The organism is Comamonas aquatilis, assembly GCF_965139575.1.
Classification (GTDB): domain Bacteria; phylum Pseudomonadota; class Gammaproteobacteria; order Burkholderiales; family Burkholderiaceae_C; genus Comamonas; species Comamonas aquatilis.
In genome coordinates this window covers 57,928-74,906 of the sequence record NZ_CBCSIW010000004.1, presented here as the reverse complement: position 1 = coordinate 74,906, position 16,979 = coordinate 57,928, and the positions used below count along the sequence as shown (strand labels likewise).

Sequence of the window (16,979 nt, the reverse complement as noted above, 5' to 3'; positions counted from 1 at the left end):
AGCCCGGCCTTAAGCGCGACCCATCAATCGTAAGATTGCACGCCATTGTTGCGACCAGAAGCCTTGGCCGTAGTCGCGCAACCGGCCCGCCGCATCGGGGCGCACCTGATCGCGTATGCCGGTAGGGTCATAACGCAGCTCGAAATTGGCCGTGCCAAACAACATGTCCCACCAAGGCAGGAGCACGCCAAAATTATTGCCATGGGCTTTTTTGTTGCGCACCGGCGCCATGGGTTCGTGGCCTATGCCTACCGCATGGTGACGACGGTGAAAGCGCGGGCTGATCCACAGCCGCTCGCCGAGCCGGCCAAACCACATGCGTACATTAGCGTGCTGCAGGCTCTGACTGAGCTGGGTGAGCGCCACAATCGCCACGAACTGGCCCGGAGCCACTCCAATCAGCTGAGCCACCAAGACGATGATGGTGTCGTGAATCACATCATCCAGCAGGTGATTGCGATCATCGCTCCAGACCGTCATCTGGCGCTGCGAATGGTGGACGGCATGCAGCTTCCACCACCAGCTGTAGCCGTGCTGGCCACGGTGTATCCAGTACTCCACCAGATCGAAGACCAGCAGGTACATGAGCAGACTGACCCAGGCGTTGTCCGTGATGCCGGGCCAGATATCGTCCAGGTGAAAAGCCGGCATACCCAAGACATGGAGCCGGCCCATGAGGGCATCCCACAAGGGGTCCAGCGTGAAAAACAGCGCCAGGCGAAACAGACCCAGGCGGTGAATCAAGGTGTAGATGATGTCCACGCGAATCGCTCTTCTGTCGGTCACCGCTTCCACAGGCCGCCAAAGCTGCAGCGGCGCGATGACGCAGACCATGATGACAATCTGCACCAGGCCCACCAGCAGCCAGCCTGTCGCTGCATAGCCATCCTCCAGCAAATTGGCCATACCGGCGTAGAACAGCAAAGGCTGGACTACGCTTTCAAAAAGCCACTGCTGGGCATCACCAAACCAACCGACCAACCAATTCACGATGCGCTCCTCAGCTGCTTACTTCTTGCCCGAGGCATGGCCTCGGGCCTGGGCGATCCACGGCATATAAGCGGGATGCTCTGCCAGCGTCCGAAAACAAAAACCCCGCTCCAGCAATCCTGTGATCAGCGGCTCCAGCACCGCTGGCGCCCAGGGGTCCTGGCGCGACCAGATGCCCAGATGGGCCAGCAAGATATCGCCGCTGCGAATATTCTGGAGCGCCTGGGCCAGCAGGCGGTCATTGGGGTATTTTTCGCTGGGCAGTTCATCACCCAGAAAGCCGGCACTGGCCCAACCCACCTGCTTGTAGCCGCCCTGCTCTGCCGCAGCAATCAGGGCGGGAGAGGTTTTGCCGCCTGGCGCACGGTACAGAGGGAGCGTCTTGTGCCCGGTCATGGCTTCCAGACGGCGGGCCGCTCGGCCGATTTCCTCACAGTACTCGGCCACAGACACCACAAAGCTCTGGTTGGCCCTGTCGCCCGCGGAAGGCCTGACCTTGAAGTGCGTGACCTGCCCGCTTGCCTTGTCGCGAATATCCGCCACCCAGTACATGTGGTCATAGGTATGCGATGCCAGCATGTGGCCCTCGTCGGCCCTGGCCTTCCACCAGGGCGCCCAGAAATTGCTGAGGCTGGAGCCCCCCTCTTTGGTGCGCTCATTGGCGGCAAAGAAGGTGACGGTCACCTTGTGCTTTCGCAGCACCTGGGCCACCAAGTGTGCAATCCCCATATGACCGGTATCAAAAGTCAGGTAAACCGGCTTGCTGCATGCGCTGGCAGCTATGTTTTTTGCTGCACCAGCCGCAGGCAATCCCGTCTGGGCATCCGCCAGCAGCGGCCATTGAGCAGCCCATGCGCCGACACCGACTGCAGCCATGAAATTTCGTCTTTGCATCCACCCTCCTAGGAGAGGCCGGACTCAGGCCAGCATCAGTACGCTGGTGGCCTCGTCTACGGCCTGAGACTCACGATGAAGAAGATCAGCGCGCGGCGTGCGACAGCGTCCAGACGCCATGCGGCGATTTGCCCACATTGACCTGCTGCACCACTTTCTTTTCCACCGTGTCGATCACGGAGAGTTTGCGCGCCCAGCGCGAGGCCACAAAGATGTAGCGGCCGTCGGCAGACACATCCATGCAGTCAGGGCCGCCGGGAGCCGGGTAATTGGCCACAACCTGATCGCTCACCATATCGATCTTGCTGATGGTATTGGCCACGCGATTGCTCACATAGAGGTGACGGTTGTCTCCGGCAGCGCGAAAGGCATGCGCACCGGCAGCCGTCTTGATCATGCCCACACTGCGCGGCTCGGCACCAGTGATGTCAAACACTTCGACGGCATCACTTCCGGTCAGGCCGATGAACAGCTTCTTTCCGTCGGGGCTGCCGTACAAATCTGCCGGCATGGCGCCTGTGGGCACGCGGGACTTGATGGTCTGGGTCGCGATGTCGATGGCCACCAGCGCATCGCTATCTTGCATGGTGGAGTACAGGGTCTTGCTTTGCGCATCGATGAACAGATGGCTGGGCGTCTTGCCCGTAGACACGCGCTTGGCCAGGACCGGCGTCTGCGTGGCCGCATCCCAGCGATAGAAGTCGATATGGTTCAAGCGGTTGGCCGCGGTGATGAACCATTTCATGTCTGGCGAAAAGCGCAGGTGATAGGGATCGACGATGTCGCGGATCACGCGCTGCACCGCACCCGTACGCGGATCCACCAAGGTCAGCGTATCGCCCAACGCATTGGCCACGACCAGTGATTTTTCGTCAGGCGTCAGATACAGATGGTGCGGTTCCTTGCCGGTGGGAATGCGCGATTGCTCCTTCCACGTCACCGGGTCAATCACGCTGATGGTGGCATCCAGCGAATTGAGCACGAAGATGGGTGTAGGCCCTTGAACTGACTGGGCCGCTGCTGCGGCCACCACACCAGTGGATGGCTGCAGGACAGAGGTCGCAGGCAAGGAAGCCCGCGCATTACCCGCCGCAGCCGACGGCGTCTGGTTTGCAGCCTGGGGTGCAGCAGCCTCCACCGACTTGAGTCCAGGCCCGGAAGATGCGCTCCACCACATGGCGGCACCGCCGATGACAACCAAGGCCAAAGCGGCGCCAGTGCGCCCAAAAGAGAGACGTCCCACAAACCACCACCTTCTCAAAGTCCACGCAGTGTAGCCTCAGCCCGCAGCAGCCAAGGCCAGCGATTCAAGGCGCAACACAAAATAAAAGTCATACCGAACAGTCTCGATCGGCGGCACGACCGTCGCCCCTTGGGATCAACGGCTGCGTGCTATCAATCGTGTGAGCACACAGTCCTTGATTTTCCTAGCTTCCAGGCAGAAATCGGCAGCAACTTCATGAAAATAACGCATAAGTTCCTCCTGGAATGAAGAAGACCGGATGCTCGGCCCCCACTTGTTGTGAGTCCTCAATAAAAAAGGAGCCTTGGCGGCTCCTTTTTGATGATCCGAAGGCCTGGCTTCAGACCTTCCACTTTTCCATCAGTTTTTCAGGACGCAGAGAGTCGTAACCTTCGAAAGGCTGGTGAATCCAGGGGTTGGTACCCAGATAGTCCACCGAGTAGTCGGGCTCGAAAGTCGACACACCCTTGGTCCAGATCACCGCGCTACGCAGCTCGGTGATAGGCGCGTAGTTGGTCTTGAGCATGGCGATCACGGCCTTGAGCGTGGCACCCGAATCCGCCAGATCATCGACCAGCAGCACGCGGCCAGCGATCTCGCCCTTGGGCGTGGCGATGAAACGGCCGATGTCCAGGTGCCCCTGCACCGTACCGGCTTCGGCGCGGTAGGAGCTGGTCGACATGATAGCCAAAGGCTTGTCGAAAATGCGGCTCAGGATGTCACCGGGGCGCAGACCGCCACGTGCCAGGCACAAGATGGTGTCGAATTCCCAACCGGACTGGTGGATTTTGATAGCGAGCTTTTCGATGAGACCGTGGTACTCGTCGTAGCTCACATACAGGTGCTTGCCGTCTTCTGTCAGCATGGCTAAGTTCCTTTGAAAATTCAGTCCGTTCAGCCTGCGCTGTACGGGTTGTGCATCAGGATGGTGTGATCGCGGTCTGGGCTGGTGGACACCATGGCGATTGGCACACCCGTGACTTCCTGGATGCGATCCAGATAGCGGCGCGCGTTGACGGGCAACTTATCGTACTCGGTCACGCCCACGGTGGAGTCAGTCCAGCCGGGGATGGATTCATAGATGGGTTTGCAGCGTTCGATGTCGTCAGCGCCCAGAGGCAGCAGATCGATGGTTTCGCCGTCCAGCTCGTAGCCCACGCACAGTTGCAGCTCTTCGATGCCGTCCAGCACGTCCAGCTTGGTGATGCACAGACCCGACAGACCGTTGATCTGCGCCGAGCGCTTGAGCAGCGCAGCATCAAACCAGCCGCAGCGGCGCGAACGACCGGTGGTCACGCCCTTCTCGGCACCCACGGTGCTCATCACGTAGCCAGGAGTGCCTTCTTTTTCCCATTCCAGCTCGGTAGGGAAAGGACCGCCGCCCACACGGGTGCAGTAGGCCTTGGTGATACCCAGCACGTAGTGCAGCAGGCCTGGGCCCACACCAGCACCGGCGGCGGCATTGCCGGCCACGCAGTTCGACGATGTGACATAAGGATAGGTGCCGTGGTCCACGTCCAGCAGCGTGCCTTGGGCGCCTTCAAACAGCAGATTGCCGCCGGCGGCGTGCGCTGCGTTGAGTTCGCTGGACACATCCGCAATCATGGGCTTGAGCAGCTCGGCGTGGCGCATGGCTTCTTCGTACACGGCGTCGAATTGAATCTCGCCGTCCTTCATGTAAGGAGCCAGACCGGCGCCGAAGTCGAAGTTCTTGGAGCCCAGCACGTTGACCAGAATGTGGTTGTGCAGGTTCAACAGCTCGCGCAGCTTGGTGGCGAAGCGCTCGGGGTGCTTCAGATCCTGCACGCGCAGCGCGCGGCGAGCAATCTTGTCTTCGTAGGAAGGACCAATGCCCTTGCCTGTGGTGCCGATCTTTTGCACGCCGCCTTGTTCGCGAGCGGCTTCACGGCCGATATCGAGCGCCACGTGGAAAGGCAGGATCAGCGGGCAGGCTTCGGACACGCGCAGACGGTCACGCACTTGCACGCCGGCCTTTTCCAAGCCTTCGATCTCTTCAAACAGCTTGCCCACGGACAGCACCACACCGTTGCCGATGTAGCACTTCACGCCGGGACGCATGATGCCGCTGGGAATCAGGTGCAGCGCGGTCTTCACGCCGTTGATGACCAGAGTGTGGCCTGCGTTGTGGCCGCCTTGGAAGCGCACCACGCCATTGGCACTCTCGGTCAGCCAGTCAACCAGCTTGCCCTTGCCTTCGTCACCCCATTGGGTACCGACCACGACGACGTTGCGACCTTTGGATGTATTCATATTCCAATCCGATAAATCGAAAAATTAGTCAAAAGCCTTAAATGGCTTGCACGACCCATTGCCCACCGATGTTGGCAAGCTCACGGTCGCAGTGGAACTCGTCCACTTCGCTTTCATGCCCAGGCAGTACGCAGACTACCGTCTCGCCCTGCTGGCGCAATGCGGCAATGGCCGCAGCCACTTGCACGTCATCACCCCAGGGGGCGCGGATGGCAGCCTTGAGCGGACGCTCGGGCACGACAGCCACCAGTTGTTTGATGTCCAGGCTGAAGCCTGCAGCGGGACGGGTGCGACCGTAGACGGCGCCCACCTCGTCATAGCGGCCACCGCGCACCAGCGCATCGCTGCCGCCGGGCACATAGATCGCAAAGCGCGTGCCGCTGTAATAGGAGTAGCCGCGCAGATCGGCCAGATCGAAGCTGATCTTCACGCCTTGCAGACGCTGCGTCAGCCAACGCAAATGCGATAGCACCTCACGCACGCCAGCAATGGACTGCAGCTGTTTTTCAGCCTTATCCAGCACGTCCATACCGCCGTACAGCTGCAGCAAGGCCATCAAGCCTTCGCGCGAGGCCTGCGGGAAATCCGCAGTCAGGCGCGCCAGCTCGGTGGCATCCTTGGACGCCAGGGCCCCATGCACAGCACGCAGCTGCTGCTCATCGGCCATCACGCCGGCCAGCAGGCTGCGCACAATGCGCACATCGGCCAGGTCAACAATGATGTCCTTGACGCCAGCGCCCTTCAGGCAATCAAGAGCCAGATGCAGCGCTTCCAGGTCGGCTTCCAGGCCTGCATGGCCGTAGATTTCAGCGCCAAACTGGAAAGGCTCACGCGTGGCCCGCGGCCTGTCGGGGCGCGCATGCACCACGGGGCCGCAATAGCACAGGCGTGTCACGCCCTGGCGGTTGAGCAGATGAGCGTCGATACGAGCAACCTGCTGCGTCATATCGGCGCGCAAGCCCATGGTGCGACCAGAGAGCTGATCGACCAGTTTGCTGGTTTGGATTGCGAGCGCTTCGCCGGTACCCGTGAGCAAGGAGTCCAAGTACTCCAGCATGGGCGGCATGACAAGCTCATAGCCGTAGCTGCGCGCAGTATCGAGCAGTCCTCGACGCAATTCTTCGATGTGCCGGGCCTCAGAGGGCAGTACATCGGCAATGTGATCCGGCAGGACCCAAGCGGACATGGAGAAAGGGGGAGGCTGTTAAAAATGTGATTCTACCGACTTTGGCTAGCCCTCCAAATTAAGCCGACATCGCCGGGCCACTATCGACGGTATTTACAGCAGGGCAAGCGCAACAATGCCCGCTGCGATACACAGCAGCCCGCAAAAGCGCAGTTGCCCATCGCGCAGCTGCATCAGCTGGGTGAACATCTGCCGCCACTGGCGCGGCGCCAGCAAGGGCAGCAACCCTTCCAAAATCAGCACCAGCGCCAAGGCCAGCCACAAGGTTTCAGCCCACTCCATTTGCTACGCCTCCATCATCCATTAACGAAAAATGGCCCACGAAGGGCCATTTTTCTTTGCTTCAAGCAGCTTGCTCAAGTGGTATTTACTTGGCAGCAGCTCCGCCGCTGCGATAAGCCTTGAAGAAGTCGGTTTGCGAGGGGTCCAGCACCAGCACATCGCTCTTCTTGGAGAAGCTCTCCTTGTAGGCTTCCAGGCTGCGATAGAACTGAGCGAACTGAGGATCCTTGCCAAAGGATTCGGCATACACGCGCGCCGCTTCGGCATCGCCCTCACCCTTGATCTTTTGTGCATCACGGTAGGCGTTGGCAATCGTGATATCGCGCTGGCGATCGGCTTCGGCGCGAATCTTTTCACCTTCAGCAGCGCCGGTGGAACGCAGCTCATTGGCAACGCGCTTGCGCTCGGCTTCCATGCGTCGGTACACAGACTCGGTAATGGTCTCGGCGTAATCGACGCGGGTGATACGCACATCGACCACGTCCACACCCCAGGGCTTGGCGCCGCGAACGGTTTCCAGCACTTCGCGCTTGACGTCGGCCATCAGCGCTTCACGCTTGGAGGAAAGCAACTCGCGCACGGTGCGGCGGTTGATTTCTTCCTGGAAGGCATTGCGCACCACGCGGTTGAGCTGCATGGCACCAGCCGACTCATCCAAACCCACATTACGGATGTATTCCGAAGGCTCGGAGATGCGCCAGCGCACATACCAGTCAATGACCACGCGCTGCTTTTCAGCCGTCAGCATGGGCTCGGTATCGGTGCTATCCAGCGTCAGCAGGCGCTTGTCGATGTAACGCACATTCTGAAATGGAGGAGGCATCTTCCAATTCAGACCCGGCTCGGTGATCACTTCCTTGATCTGACCCAGGGCATAGACCACGCCAAACTGGCGCTGATCCACGACAAACAGGGTGGAGCTCAACAAAGCCAGCAAAACCAGAATGCTGGTGACAAAAAATCCAATTCGATTCACTGCATTCTCCTAGCGCGATTCGCGTTCACGGCTGCGGGCATCACGGGCGCGGCTGTCTGCAGCCGGGCTGGGCGTTGTACGCGTTGCCGCAGGGGCAGCCGTACCGCCGGCAGCGGCCGGAGCCTCAGCCGTGGCATTGCCGCCAACGCCTTGCATGATTTTGTCCAGAGGCAAATACAGCAGGTTGGAGCCCTGACGGGATTCCACCAAGACCTTGGTCACATTGCTGTAAATCTGCTGCATGGATTCCAGATACAGGCGATCACGTGTGACCTGGGGCGCTTTCTGATACTCGGCAACCAGCGAGCTGAAACGCGAGGCATCACCTTGCGCCTGAGCAACGATACGGCCCTTGTAAGCGGCAGCTTCCTCCGTCAGACGCGAAGCAGAACCCGTGGCACGAGGAACAACGTCGTTGGCATAGGCCTGGGCTTCGTTCTTGGCGCGTTCGCGCTCTTGCCCGGCCTTGAGCACATCATCGAACGAGGCTTGCACCTGCTCAGGCGGGCGCACGCCGCCTTGCTGCATGTTGATGCCCACGATTTCCACACCCACCTTGTAGCGGTCCAGAATGGTTTGCATCAGCTCACGCACACGCGGCGCAATCTGGTCGCGCTCATCGGCCAGCGCAGTATCCATCCGCATCTTGCCCACGACTTCGCGCACGGCAGATTCAGCCACCTGAATCACAGCCTCGGAAGGACTGCGGCTTTCAAACAGCCAGGCACGCGCATCGCTCAGGCGGTACTGCACGGCAAACTTGATCTCGACGATGTTCTCGTCTTCGGTCAGCATGGCCGATTCACGCAAGCCGGTGCTGCGCACGATGTTGTCGCTGCCCACATCCGCCGAGCGAATTTGGGACACGTACACCAATTCCTGCTTTTGGATGGGGTAAGGCAGACGCCAGTTGAAGCCCGCACCCACCGTGCTCTTGTACTTACCGAACTGGGTAATGACGGCCTGCTGGCCTTCCTGCACGATGAAAAAGCCGGTTCCCAGCCAGATCAGCACGGCAACGCCGGCGATCAGGAAGACACCTTTTCCGGCATTGAACGGCTCGGCAGGCTGGCCGCCATTGCGGCTCGGTGGCAGACCAGGGCCACCCGGCTTGCCGCCGAACAGACCTGAGAGCTTGCGATTGAGATCACGCCACACTTCCTCCAGATCCGGCGGCTGGCCTTGCTGAGACGAAGGAGGACGGGGGCGCTGCTGATCGGGAGCAGCGGGTGGCGGCTCCGGACGTTCATTGTCCGCAGAACGGGGACTGTCTTCGTTGTTGTTATCGCCACGACCCCAGCGTGGATCGTTCAGATTGAACATCCCGCGAATACGTTGTGGCAGCACCGCCCAGCGATGGACGCGTTGTGAAAAATTCATGCGAGAAGTCTCTGTATTTTCAAAAAGACATGGACCATGGCTGGCATTGTGCCCACAAGAGGCACAAGTCCCTAGTATGGTTCGTCGGACTCAGGGGGCATCCAGGACTCATCGCCCCGCGCCTCCTGCTCTGCACGACCAGCCTCCTCTCGTGCCTGCAAAACCCGCTCTGCCAGCAACTGGCGCAGCTGCGCAAGCCCCTGCCCCGAGCGAGCACTGACAAACACACGCAGCACCTGCACGCCATCGAGCTCGTAGACATCCTGCAACAGGGCAGGCTGGCGCTCGGGATCAATGGCATCCAATTTGTTGAAGACCAGGATTTGCGGCACATCGTCCGCTCCGATTTCGCCCAGAACTTTTTGAACTTGTTGGATTTGTTCTGGGAATCCGGGATTGGACGCGTCGATGACATGCAGCAGCAAGTCAGCATCAATCGCTTCCTGCAAGGTGGCCTGGAATGCATCCACCAGTCCGTGCGGCAGGTCGCGAATAAAACCCACCGTATCGGACAGGGACACTGATACCTCAGCCTCCGTCAGATACATCTGGCGTGTTGTCGTATCCAGCGTGGCAAACAGCTGATCTGCCGCATAGGCTCGCGCCTTGACCATGGCGTTGAACAGCGTGGACTTGCCCGCGTTGGTGTAGCCCACCAGCGAGATGTTGAACACATCACGGCGTGCACGCTGGCGGCGCTGGGTGGAACGCTGCTTTTTGACTTTCTTCAAACGCTCCTTGGTGCGCTTGATGGACTCGTCAATCATGCGGCGGTCCAGCTCCATCTGCTTTTCACCGGGGCCGCCACGGCCACCGATACCGCCAGCCTGACGCTCCAAGTGGCTCCAGCGGCGCACCAGGCGCGTGCTGATGTACTGCAGGCGGGCAAGCTCCACCTGCAGCTTGCCTTCGTGGCTGCGCGCACGCTGGGCGAAAATCTCCAGAATCAGCATGGTGCGGTCGTTGACCGGCATCTGGATATGACGCTCCAGATTGCGCTGCTGCGCCGGGCTCAGGGACTGGTCGAACCAGACCTCCTTGGCGCCATGCATATCAGCCAGCATGCGGATTTCATCGGCCTTGCCACTGCCAACGAACAACGCCGCATCCGGCGCCTTTCGCTTGCAGGTCAGACGGGCGACGGGCAACAGGCCGGCGGTCTGGGCCAGCAGACCCAGCTCCTCCAGCTCGTCATCGAAATGGGGAACGCCGAAATCCACGCCGACCAGCAGTACTGGCGCAGACGCGGCTCGTTCAAAAGATTCAGAACTCAAATACCTCTCCCGTGGGGTGAGGAGCCTCGCCGGCGGCGCCGGGAGGCATCAGCGCAACGCAGCTCAAGCAGCAGGCGCTTCGTTTTCAGCTGTAGCTGCAGCAGAGAAATTCACGGCGCGGCCGGGAACGATGGTGGAGATGGCGTGCTTGTAGACCATCTGGGTCACGGTGTTGCGCAGCAGCACCACATATTGGTCAAAGGATTCGATTTGGCCTTGCAGCTTGATGCCGTTCACCAGATAGATGGAAACCGGCACGTGTTCACGACGCAGTGCGTTCAGGAACGGGTCTTGGAGGAGTTGGCCTTTGTTGCTCACGATATTCTCCGTGTTCGAAGAGTGTTGTTGTAAACCGACACGTTACCACAGCCCCGGCGACTCCCTACACACAGGGTTTTCACCGAATCTGTGGTATCTGTTTAATCCTTGTCGGCGTAAGGATTATGAGAGGTTTTCATCTCGATGCGCAACGGCGTGCCCACGAGATTAAATTCCTTGCGGAAGCGCCCTTCCAGGAACCGCTTGTAGGCTTCGGTCACATGCTCCAGCGAGTTGCCGTGCACCACGATGACAGGTGGATTCATGCCGCCCTGGTGGGCGTAACGCATCTTGGGGCGGTAGGCTCCCACCTTCTTGGGCGTCTGGTACTGCACGGCTTCCATGAGCAAGCGGGTGAGCACAGGCGTCGGCATCTTGCAGGTTGCCGCACGGTGCGCCTGAATGATGGACTTCCACAGCGGCTCGATCCCCTGGCGCTTCTGGGCAGAGATGAAGTGCAGCGGTGCAAATTTCAAGAAGGACAGGCGCGACTCGATGGAGCGCTCCAGCAACTGGCGCTGGTAGTCATCCACGGCATCCCATTTGTTGATGCCCAGCACCACGGCCCGGCCGCTTTCCAGAATGTAGCCGGCAATGTGCGCATCCTGATCGGTCACGCCTTGCGTGGCATCGATCAGCAGCAGCACCACATTGGCTTCTTCAATCGCTTGCAGAGTCTTGACCACCGAGAACTTCTCGATGGCTTCAAACACCTTGCCCTTGCGGCGCAATCCGGCCGTGTCGATCAGCTCGAACTTCTGGCCATTGCGCTCGAACGGCACGGAAATCGCATCACGCGTGGTGCCAGGCATGTCGAACGCCACCAGACGCTCTTCACCCAGCCAGGTGTTGATCAGCGTGGACTTGCCGGCATTGGGGCGACCGGCCACCGCCAGACGCACAGGCTTTTGGTCTTCCTCGCCCTGCTCATCTTCCTCGGGCTCGGGCAGATTGAGCAGGCCCAGGGCCAGATCCACCAGGTCGCGTATGCCTTGGCCGTGGGCCGCGGAGACGGCCATCACCTCACCCAGACCCAGTTCATAGAACTCGCTGAGCTTGACGCCGTCCTTCATGCCTTCGGCCTTGTTGGCCACCAGCACCGTGGGCTTGCCCAGGCGGCGCAGGTATTTGCCAATCTCGTGATCCTGGCCGGACAGACCGGCACGCGCATCCAGCACAAACACCACGACATCAGCTTCAGCCACGGCCTGCTGCGTCTGCTTGGCCATCTCCTTGAAGATGCCCTTGGACGCATCGGGCTCGAAACCACCGGTATCGATGACGATGTACTCGTGCGAGCCCTGACGGCCTTGACCATAGTGGCGATCGCGTGTCAGCCCTGCAAAGTCAGCGACGATGGCATCCCTCGACTTCGTGAGCCGATTGAACAATGTCGACTTGCCCACATTGGGGCGCCCTACCAGGGCAATAACTGGCTTCATTCCGAAAAATACCTATCAATCCGGCTTAAAGCCGTAAACAGTACCGCTGCGGCTTACCACCACCAGCGTGTTGCCTGCCACCACGGGGGCGGTGGCAACGCCTGCCTTATCTGTTTCCAAACGAGTCAGGGCCGAGCCGTCTTCACGCGACAGCAAGTGCACCGTACCCAAATCATCTGCCAGCACCACCGAGCGGCCCAGCACCAGCGGTGCGGTCAGCTTGCGGTACTGCAGCTTGTCAATCGACCACAGGCGCGAGCCGTCCTCACGGCGCCACGCTTGCACAGTCCCGTTGCTTTCAGCACCAAAAACGCTTTGCTCATCGCCGCCGATGCCATCGCTGCCCTTGGACGTCTGGGTCCAGCGAACCGCACCATTGCTGGTGTCCACACAACCCACCGCAGCCTGGAAAGCACGCGCGCACACGCTGGTACCCACACGGCTGACCGAGCCCACCAGGTCCACCAGTCGCTCCACATCATTGGTGCCACGCGGACTTGCCAGCGGAGCTTGCCAACGCACGGAACCCGTATCGGGATCCACACCGGCCAAGCGACCCGACACACCCGCCACCAGCGTATTGCCCACGGCCATCAGCACGCCGGGCTGACGCAGGATCAGCGGCTCATTGCTCGGGCCTTCTGCAGACCACAGCTCACGACCGGTACGAGCATCGAATGCTGACAGAGAACGGTCGGCAGCCATCAGGAACACGCGACCACCCGCTACCAACGGAGGGGTATAGGTCGCAGCCGAGAGCTCGCGCTTCCAAATCTGCTTGTCACCTTCAAAAGCCACCAACTGGTTGCTGCGCGTCACCACCACGGCACGCTGGCCATCGCTGCCCACGCCCGTAGTCAGGGGCTCGCCAGCACTGAACTTGGCCGTCTGTGCGCCGGTCACGGCGTCGAGCACGGTGACCGTGCCGTCCTTTGCCACCACGGCCACGGTATTGCCTTGCACAGCCACAGGCATGGCCAGAGGCACTTCGCCGCCGACCTTGGCCGTCCAGGCCTGATGCACGGCAATCTTGCCGGGGTTGGGGCCCAGATCTGCAGGCTTGGGCTTGTCCTTGCCAAACATGGAGCAGGCGCTCAAAGCCGTCGCCAACACCGTCAGCGCCAGAACACGCGGAGCCGCGGGCAGGACAGATTTCACTTGATGGGCAAAGGTCTTCAAGATTATTTCTCCGAGGGCGTTGTCTTGACCAGGGCTACGACTTCAGGAGCGGCACCCAGCGCATTGAGCTTGAATTCCACCAGGTGGCGGTAGTCCAGATTCTTGTCCAGCGCCTTGTAGGCGATCTGGTACTGAGCCACGGCTTCCTGCGCCTTGCCCTGGGCGGCCAGCAGATCGCCACGGCGATCGGCTTGCAGACCGGCAAAAGACTCGGGCATGCCAGCTTCCAGCGCCTTCAGGCCTTCGTCGTATTTCTTCTGCTGCTCAAGTACGGCCGACAGGCGCAGCTTGGCCAGGGCCTTGTAGCCCTCGTCAGCACCCTTCTCAGCCACCCACAGCAGAGCGACTTGTGCATCATCGAGCTTGCCGGCATCCACAGCGGTCTTGGCCACCAGCAAGGCCGACTGGGCCGCCTGCGTGGTGCCCGCATATTTGTCCTTGAGCTCACCGAAAGCCAGATCCAGGCGCGTCTGATCCTTGGCGGTCAAAGCAGCCGTCACCGCAAATTCCAGCGCAGAAGCCTGCACGGCCTGGCGCTTTTGCCAGAACTGGTAGCCATTCCAACCGGCCAGCGCAGCAAACACCACCAGCAGCACACTGGTGATCAGCGTGCCCCAGGTGTTCCAGAAATGCTTGAGCTGATCAATCTGCTCTTGTTCTTCAAGGTCTAAATGAGTTGCCATGACTTCGTTTTAATGGTTGGAACACGTGTGGGGGCTGCAAGCAGCCCTGCCCTCAGACCGCCGATTTTAGGCTGTGGGCCCATTGGGCGACTTCGGCCAGGGATTGCTGCATTTGCTGGCCTTCGCCATCGCGCAGCGATTTGACGGTCACCTTGCCCTGGGCCAGCTCGTCGGCGCCAAAGATCAGCGCAAAGCGCGCACCCGACCCATCGGCTTTCTTGAACTGAGATTTCATCGAACCCATGCCTTCGACCGAGCCGCCGGCTGCCGCATGCATTTGCACGGCCACACCGCGGCTGCGCAGCTGGTGCGCGGTCTGGAAGACCTGGGGCAGCGCCGATGCGTCGGGGATGATGGCGTAGACATCGGCCGCAGGCTGCGGGATCTCGGCACCGATTTCCTTGAGCACTTCCAGCACGCGCTCCACGCCCATGCCCCAGCCCACGGCGGGAGCCGACTTGCCGCCGATTTGCTCGATCAGATAGTCGTAACGGCCGCCACCGCAAATCGTGCTTTGCGAGCCCAGCTTGTCGGTAATGAACTCGAACACCGTGAGGTTGTAGTAGTCCATGCCGCGCACCAGACGCGGATTCAGCGTCCAGGCCACGTCGTTGGCATCCAGAATATCCTGCACGGCCTTCAGGTGAGCCTTGGAGGCATCGCCCAGATAGTCCATCAAGCGGGGCGCGGCATTGACCATGTCCTGCATGGCAGGCGTCTTGGTGTCCAGCACGCGCAGCGGGTTGGAGTACATGCGGCGCTTGCCCTCTTCGTCCATCACCTCAGTATGCTGTTCGAAGTAGGCAATCAACGCCTCACGGTGCGCCTTGCGCTCGTCGGGCTGGCCCAGGCTGTTGAGCTCCAGGCGCACGTCGGTGATGCCCAGCTCCTTCCACAGTTGCGCGGCCAGCAAAATCACTTCGGCATCCAGCTCGGGACCGGCAAAGCCCATGGCTTCCACGCCGACCTGATGGAACTGGCGATAGCGGCCGCGCTGCGGCTTTTCACGACGGAACATCTGGCCGATGTAGAACAGACGCTTGCCGCCTTCATACAGCAGATTGTTTTCGACGATGGCACGCACCACACCGGCCGTGCCTTCGGGACGCAGCGTCAGATGCTCGGCCTGACCATGCTTGTCGGCCCGATCTTCAAAGGAGTACATCTCCTTTTCGACAATATCGGTCACCTCGCCCAGGCCACGCACAAACAAAGCGGTGGGCTCGACGATGGGGGTGCGGATATTGCGGTAGGCAAAGCGGCTCATCAAGTCGCGCACCTTGCCCTCAAACCACTCCCAGCGCGCGGAATCGGGCGGGAGGATATCGTTCATGCCTTTGACGGCGGTCAGTTTTTCGTTTTTAGCCACGGAAACTCTCAAACTCGGGTACTAGCAAAACAAGAGCTGGCAGCGCCTGCTGCTCTTGGCTTTCAAAGCAAAACAACACTCAGAACCAAATGAATAGCGCGCTAGGCGCTATCAATTTTTTTGCGAAATCTGCGTTCATTGTGCCAGCAGCACAAAAAGCCATGTCAGACACAGCTTTCGCACCGAAACAGCTATGCCGGCTGCCCGCCATACTTGCGCTGCACATAGTCCAGCACCAAGGCCTGGAACTCCTCGGCAATGCGCTCGCCGCGCAGGGTCACGGTTTTTTCGCCATCCACATAAACCGGGGCGGCCGGCGCTTCGCCATTGCCGGGCAGGCTGATGCCTATGCTGGCATGCTTGCTCTCGCCGGGGCCGTTGACGATGCAACCCATCACAGCCACTTTCATGGCTTCCACGCCCGGGTACTGGGCGCGCCACACCGGCATTTCGCCGCGCAGATAGTCATCGATGCGCTTGGCCAGTTCCTGGAAGGTGGTGCTGGTGGTGCGGCCGCAGCCCGGGCAGGCCGTGACACTGGGCACAAAAATGCGCAAACCCAGGGACTGCAAAATTTCGGAAGCGACCACTACCTCTTGCGTGCGCGCTTCGCCCGGCAGGGGTGTGAGCGAGACGCGAATGGTGTCGCCAATGCCTTCCTGCAGCAGCACGGACAGCGCTGCGGTGGAGGCCACCGTGCCCTTGGTGGCCATACCGGCCTCGGTCAAACCCAGGTGCAAAGCGTAATCGGTGCGGCGCGACAGTTCGCGATACACCGAAATCAGATCCTGCACGCCGCTGACCTTGCACGACAGGATGATGTTGTCGCCGTTCATGCCTATCTCTTCGGCACGCTGGGCTGAGGTAATGGCCGAAGTGATCAGCGCCTCGTACATGACCTGACGCGTATCCCAGGGCCTGGAGCGCTTGGAGTTCTGGTCCATCAGCTCGGCCATGATTTCCTGATCGAGCGAGCCCCAGTTCACGCCGATGCGCACCGCCTTGTCGTACTTGGCGGCAATCTCGATCATCTGGCTGAACTGCTTGTCCTTTTTGTCGCCTTTACCCACGTTGCCGGGGTTGATGCGGTACTTAGACAAGGCTTCGGCGCAGGCCGGATAGTCCGTCAGCAGGCGGTGGCCGTTGTAATGAAAGTCACCCACCAGCGGTACGTACTCGCCCATGCGGTCAAGCTGCTCGCGAATATAGGGCACGGCGGCTGCGGCTTCGGGCGTGTTGACGGTGATGCGCACCATCTCGGAGCCGGCCTGTGCCAGCTGACGCACCTGGATGGCGGTCTCCACCGCATCCACAGTATCGGTATTGGTCATGGACTGCACGCGCACCGGCGCGTCGCCACCCACGGTCACCACATTGTTGCGCCACACCACACGGGCCTGACGCGACTTGCGCGGCAGCGGGCTGGCGATGGCAATCGCTTGGCTGGGCTGCTGCAAATTGGGGGAATCTTGCACTTTTGCTTACCTCGAAC

At 60.5% G+C, this 16,979-nt stretch carries 16 protein-coding genes; all 16 read right to left on the bottom strand.

Annotated elements, in window-relative coordinates; all coding sequences use genetic code 11:
* Positions 1-9 precede the first annotated feature (9 nt).
* The 16 genes from ACNAZA_RS07255 to ispG all read right to left on the bottom strand — a co-directional run bounded on the left by ACNAZA_RS07255 (position 10) and on the right by ispG (position 16,962).
* Positions 10-990, bottom strand: coding sequence for a sterol desaturase family protein (locus tag ACNAZA_RS07255; protein WP_415795829.1), 981 nt, complete (start codon positions 988-990; stop codon positions 10-12).
* Positions 991-1,008: 18 nt separating this feature from the next.
* Positions 1,009-1,866 (bottom strand): polysaccharide deacetylase family protein, encoded by an 858-nt coding sequence (locus tag ACNAZA_RS07250; protein ID WP_415796090.1) that lies wholly within the window; start codon positions 1,864-1,866, stop codon positions 1,009-1,011.
* A 103-nt stretch (positions 1,867-1,969) separates the two neighbouring features.
* Positions 1,970-3,127: a YncE family protein gene (locus tag ACNAZA_RS07245; RefSeq protein WP_462936551.1), complete on the bottom strand. Its 1,158-nt coding sequence runs from the start codon at positions 3,125-3,127 to the stop codon at positions 1,970-1,972.
* A gap of 340 nt (positions 3,128-3,467) precedes the next feature.
* On the bottom strand, positions 3,468-3,992 hold the full coding sequence (locus ACNAZA_RS07240) for a phosphoribosyltransferase (protein ID WP_120969450.1): 525 nt from the start codon (positions 3,990-3,992) through the stop codon (positions 3,468-3,470).
* Positions 3,993-4,021: 29 nt separating this feature from the next.
* The gene (locus ACNAZA_RS07235; protein ID WP_415795828.1) at positions 4,022-5,398 is read right to left on the bottom strand and encodes an adenylosuccinate synthase; all 1,377 of its coding nucleotides are present in this window, start codon (positions 5,396-5,398) and stop codon (positions 4,022-4,024) included.
* A 37-nt stretch (positions 5,399-5,435) separates the two neighbouring features.
* Positions 5,436-6,584, bottom strand: coding sequence for an ATP phosphoribosyltransferase regulatory subunit (locus ACNAZA_RS07230; protein WP_415795827.1), 1,149 nt, complete (start codon positions 6,582-6,584; stop codon positions 5,436-5,438).
* A gap of 93 nt (positions 6,585-6,677) precedes the next feature.
* The gene (locus ACNAZA_RS07225) at positions 6,678-6,866 is read right to left on the bottom strand and encodes a DUF2065 domain-containing protein (protein ID WP_415795825.1); all 189 of its coding nucleotides are present in this window, start codon (positions 6,864-6,866) and stop codon (positions 6,678-6,680) included.
* Positions 6,867-6,951: 85 nt separating this feature from the next.
* Complete coding sequence (gene hflC / locus ACNAZA_RS07220) at positions 6,952-7,842, bottom strand: protease modulator HflC (protein WP_120969462.1); 891 nt, start codon at positions 7,840-7,842, stop codon at positions 6,952-6,954.
* A gap of 9 nt (positions 7,843-7,851) precedes the next feature.
* Positions 7,852-9,222 carry an FtsH protease activity modulator HflK gene (gene hflK, locus ACNAZA_RS07215; protein WP_415795823.1) on the bottom strand — a complete coding sequence of 457 codons (1,371 nt, stop codon included), beginning with the start codon at positions 9,220-9,222 and terminating at the stop codon, positions 7,852-7,854.
* A gap of 71 nt (positions 9,223-9,293) precedes the next feature.
* Positions 9,294-10,496, bottom strand: coding sequence for a GTPase HflX (gene hflX, locus ACNAZA_RS07210; protein WP_415795822.1), 1,203 nt, complete (start codon positions 10,494-10,496; stop codon positions 9,294-9,296).
* Between the two features lie 63 nt (positions 10,497-10,559).
* Positions 10,560-10,814 carry an RNA chaperone Hfq gene (hfq, locus tag ACNAZA_RS07205; RefSeq protein ID WP_120969471.1) on the bottom strand — a complete coding sequence of 85 codons (255 nt, stop codon included), beginning with the start codon at positions 10,812-10,814 and terminating at the stop codon, positions 10,560-10,562.
* A gap of 101 nt (positions 10,815-10,915) precedes the next feature.
* Positions 10,916-12,256 carry a ribosome biogenesis GTPase Der gene (der, locus tag ACNAZA_RS07200; protein ID WP_415795821.1) on the bottom strand — a complete coding sequence of 447 codons (1,341 nt, stop codon included), beginning with the start codon at positions 12,254-12,256 and terminating at the stop codon, positions 10,916-10,918.
* Positions 12,257-12,271: 15 nt separating this feature from the next.
* A complete protein-coding gene (bamB, locus tag ACNAZA_RS07195) occupies positions 12,272-13,435 on the bottom strand; it encodes an outer membrane protein assembly factor BamB (protein ID WP_415795820.1) in 1,164 nt (387 codons plus the stop codon).
* Between the two features lie 2 nt (positions 13,436-13,437).
* Positions 13,438-14,118 (bottom strand): YfgM family protein, encoded by a 681-nt coding sequence (locus ACNAZA_RS07190; RefSeq protein ID WP_415795819.1) that lies wholly within the window; start codon positions 14,116-14,118, stop codon positions 13,438-13,440.
* A 52-nt stretch (positions 14,119-14,170) separates the two neighbouring features.
* The gene (gene hisS, locus ACNAZA_RS07185; protein WP_415796088.1) at positions 14,171-15,451 is read right to left on the bottom strand and encodes a histidine--tRNA ligase; all 1,281 of its coding nucleotides are present in this window, start codon (positions 15,449-15,451) and stop codon (positions 14,171-14,173) included.
* A 227-nt stretch (positions 15,452-15,678) separates the two neighbouring features.
* Positions 15,679-16,962, bottom strand: a complete 1,284-nt coding sequence (ispG, locus tag ACNAZA_RS07180; RefSeq protein ID WP_415795818.1) for a flavodoxin-dependent (E)-4-hydroxy-3-methylbut-2-enyl-diphosphate synthase — start codon at positions 16,960-16,962, stop codon at positions 15,679-15,681.
* Positions 16,963-16,979: the final 17 nt, after the last annotated feature.

Excerpts from the sequence above, each read along its gene's own strand:
- ACNAZA_RS07250 (WP_415796090.1), bottom strand. The coding sequence starts at position 1,866 with ATGGCTGCAGTCGGTGTCGGCGCATGGGCTGCTCAATGGCCGCTGCTG.
- ACNAZA_RS07240 (WP_120969450.1), bottom strand. The coding sequence starts at position 3,992 with ATGCTGACAGAAGACGGCAAGCACCTGTATGTGAGCTACGACGAGTAC.
- ACNAZA_RS07225 (WP_415795825.1), bottom strand. The coding sequence starts at position 6,866 with ATGGAGTGGGCTGAAACCTTGTGGCTGGCCTTGGCGCTGGTGCTGATT.
- der (WP_415795821.1), bottom strand. The coding sequence starts at position 12,256 with ATGAAGCCAGTTATTGCCCTGGTAGGGCGCCCCAATGTGGGCAAGTCG.
- ACNAZA_RS07235 (WP_415795828.1), bottom strand. The coding sequence starts at position 5,398 with ATGAATACATCCAAAGGTCGCAACGTCGTCGTGGTCGGTACCCAATGG.
- hflK (WP_415795823.1), bottom strand. The coding sequence starts at position 9,222 with ATGAATTTTTCACAACGCGTCCATCGCTGGGCGGTGCTGCCACAACGT.
- ACNAZA_RS07230 (WP_415795827.1), bottom strand. The coding sequence starts at position 6,584 with ATGTCCGCTTGGGTCCTGCCGGATCACATTGCCGATGTACTGCCCTCT.
- hisS (WP_415796088.1), bottom strand. The coding sequence starts at position 15,451 with ATGAACGATATCCTCCCGCCCGATTCCGCGCGCTGGGAGTGGTTTGAG.
- ACNAZA_RS07190 (WP_415795819.1), bottom strand. The coding sequence starts at position 14,118 with ATGGCAACTCATTTAGACCTTGAAGAACAAGAGCAGATTGATCAGCTC.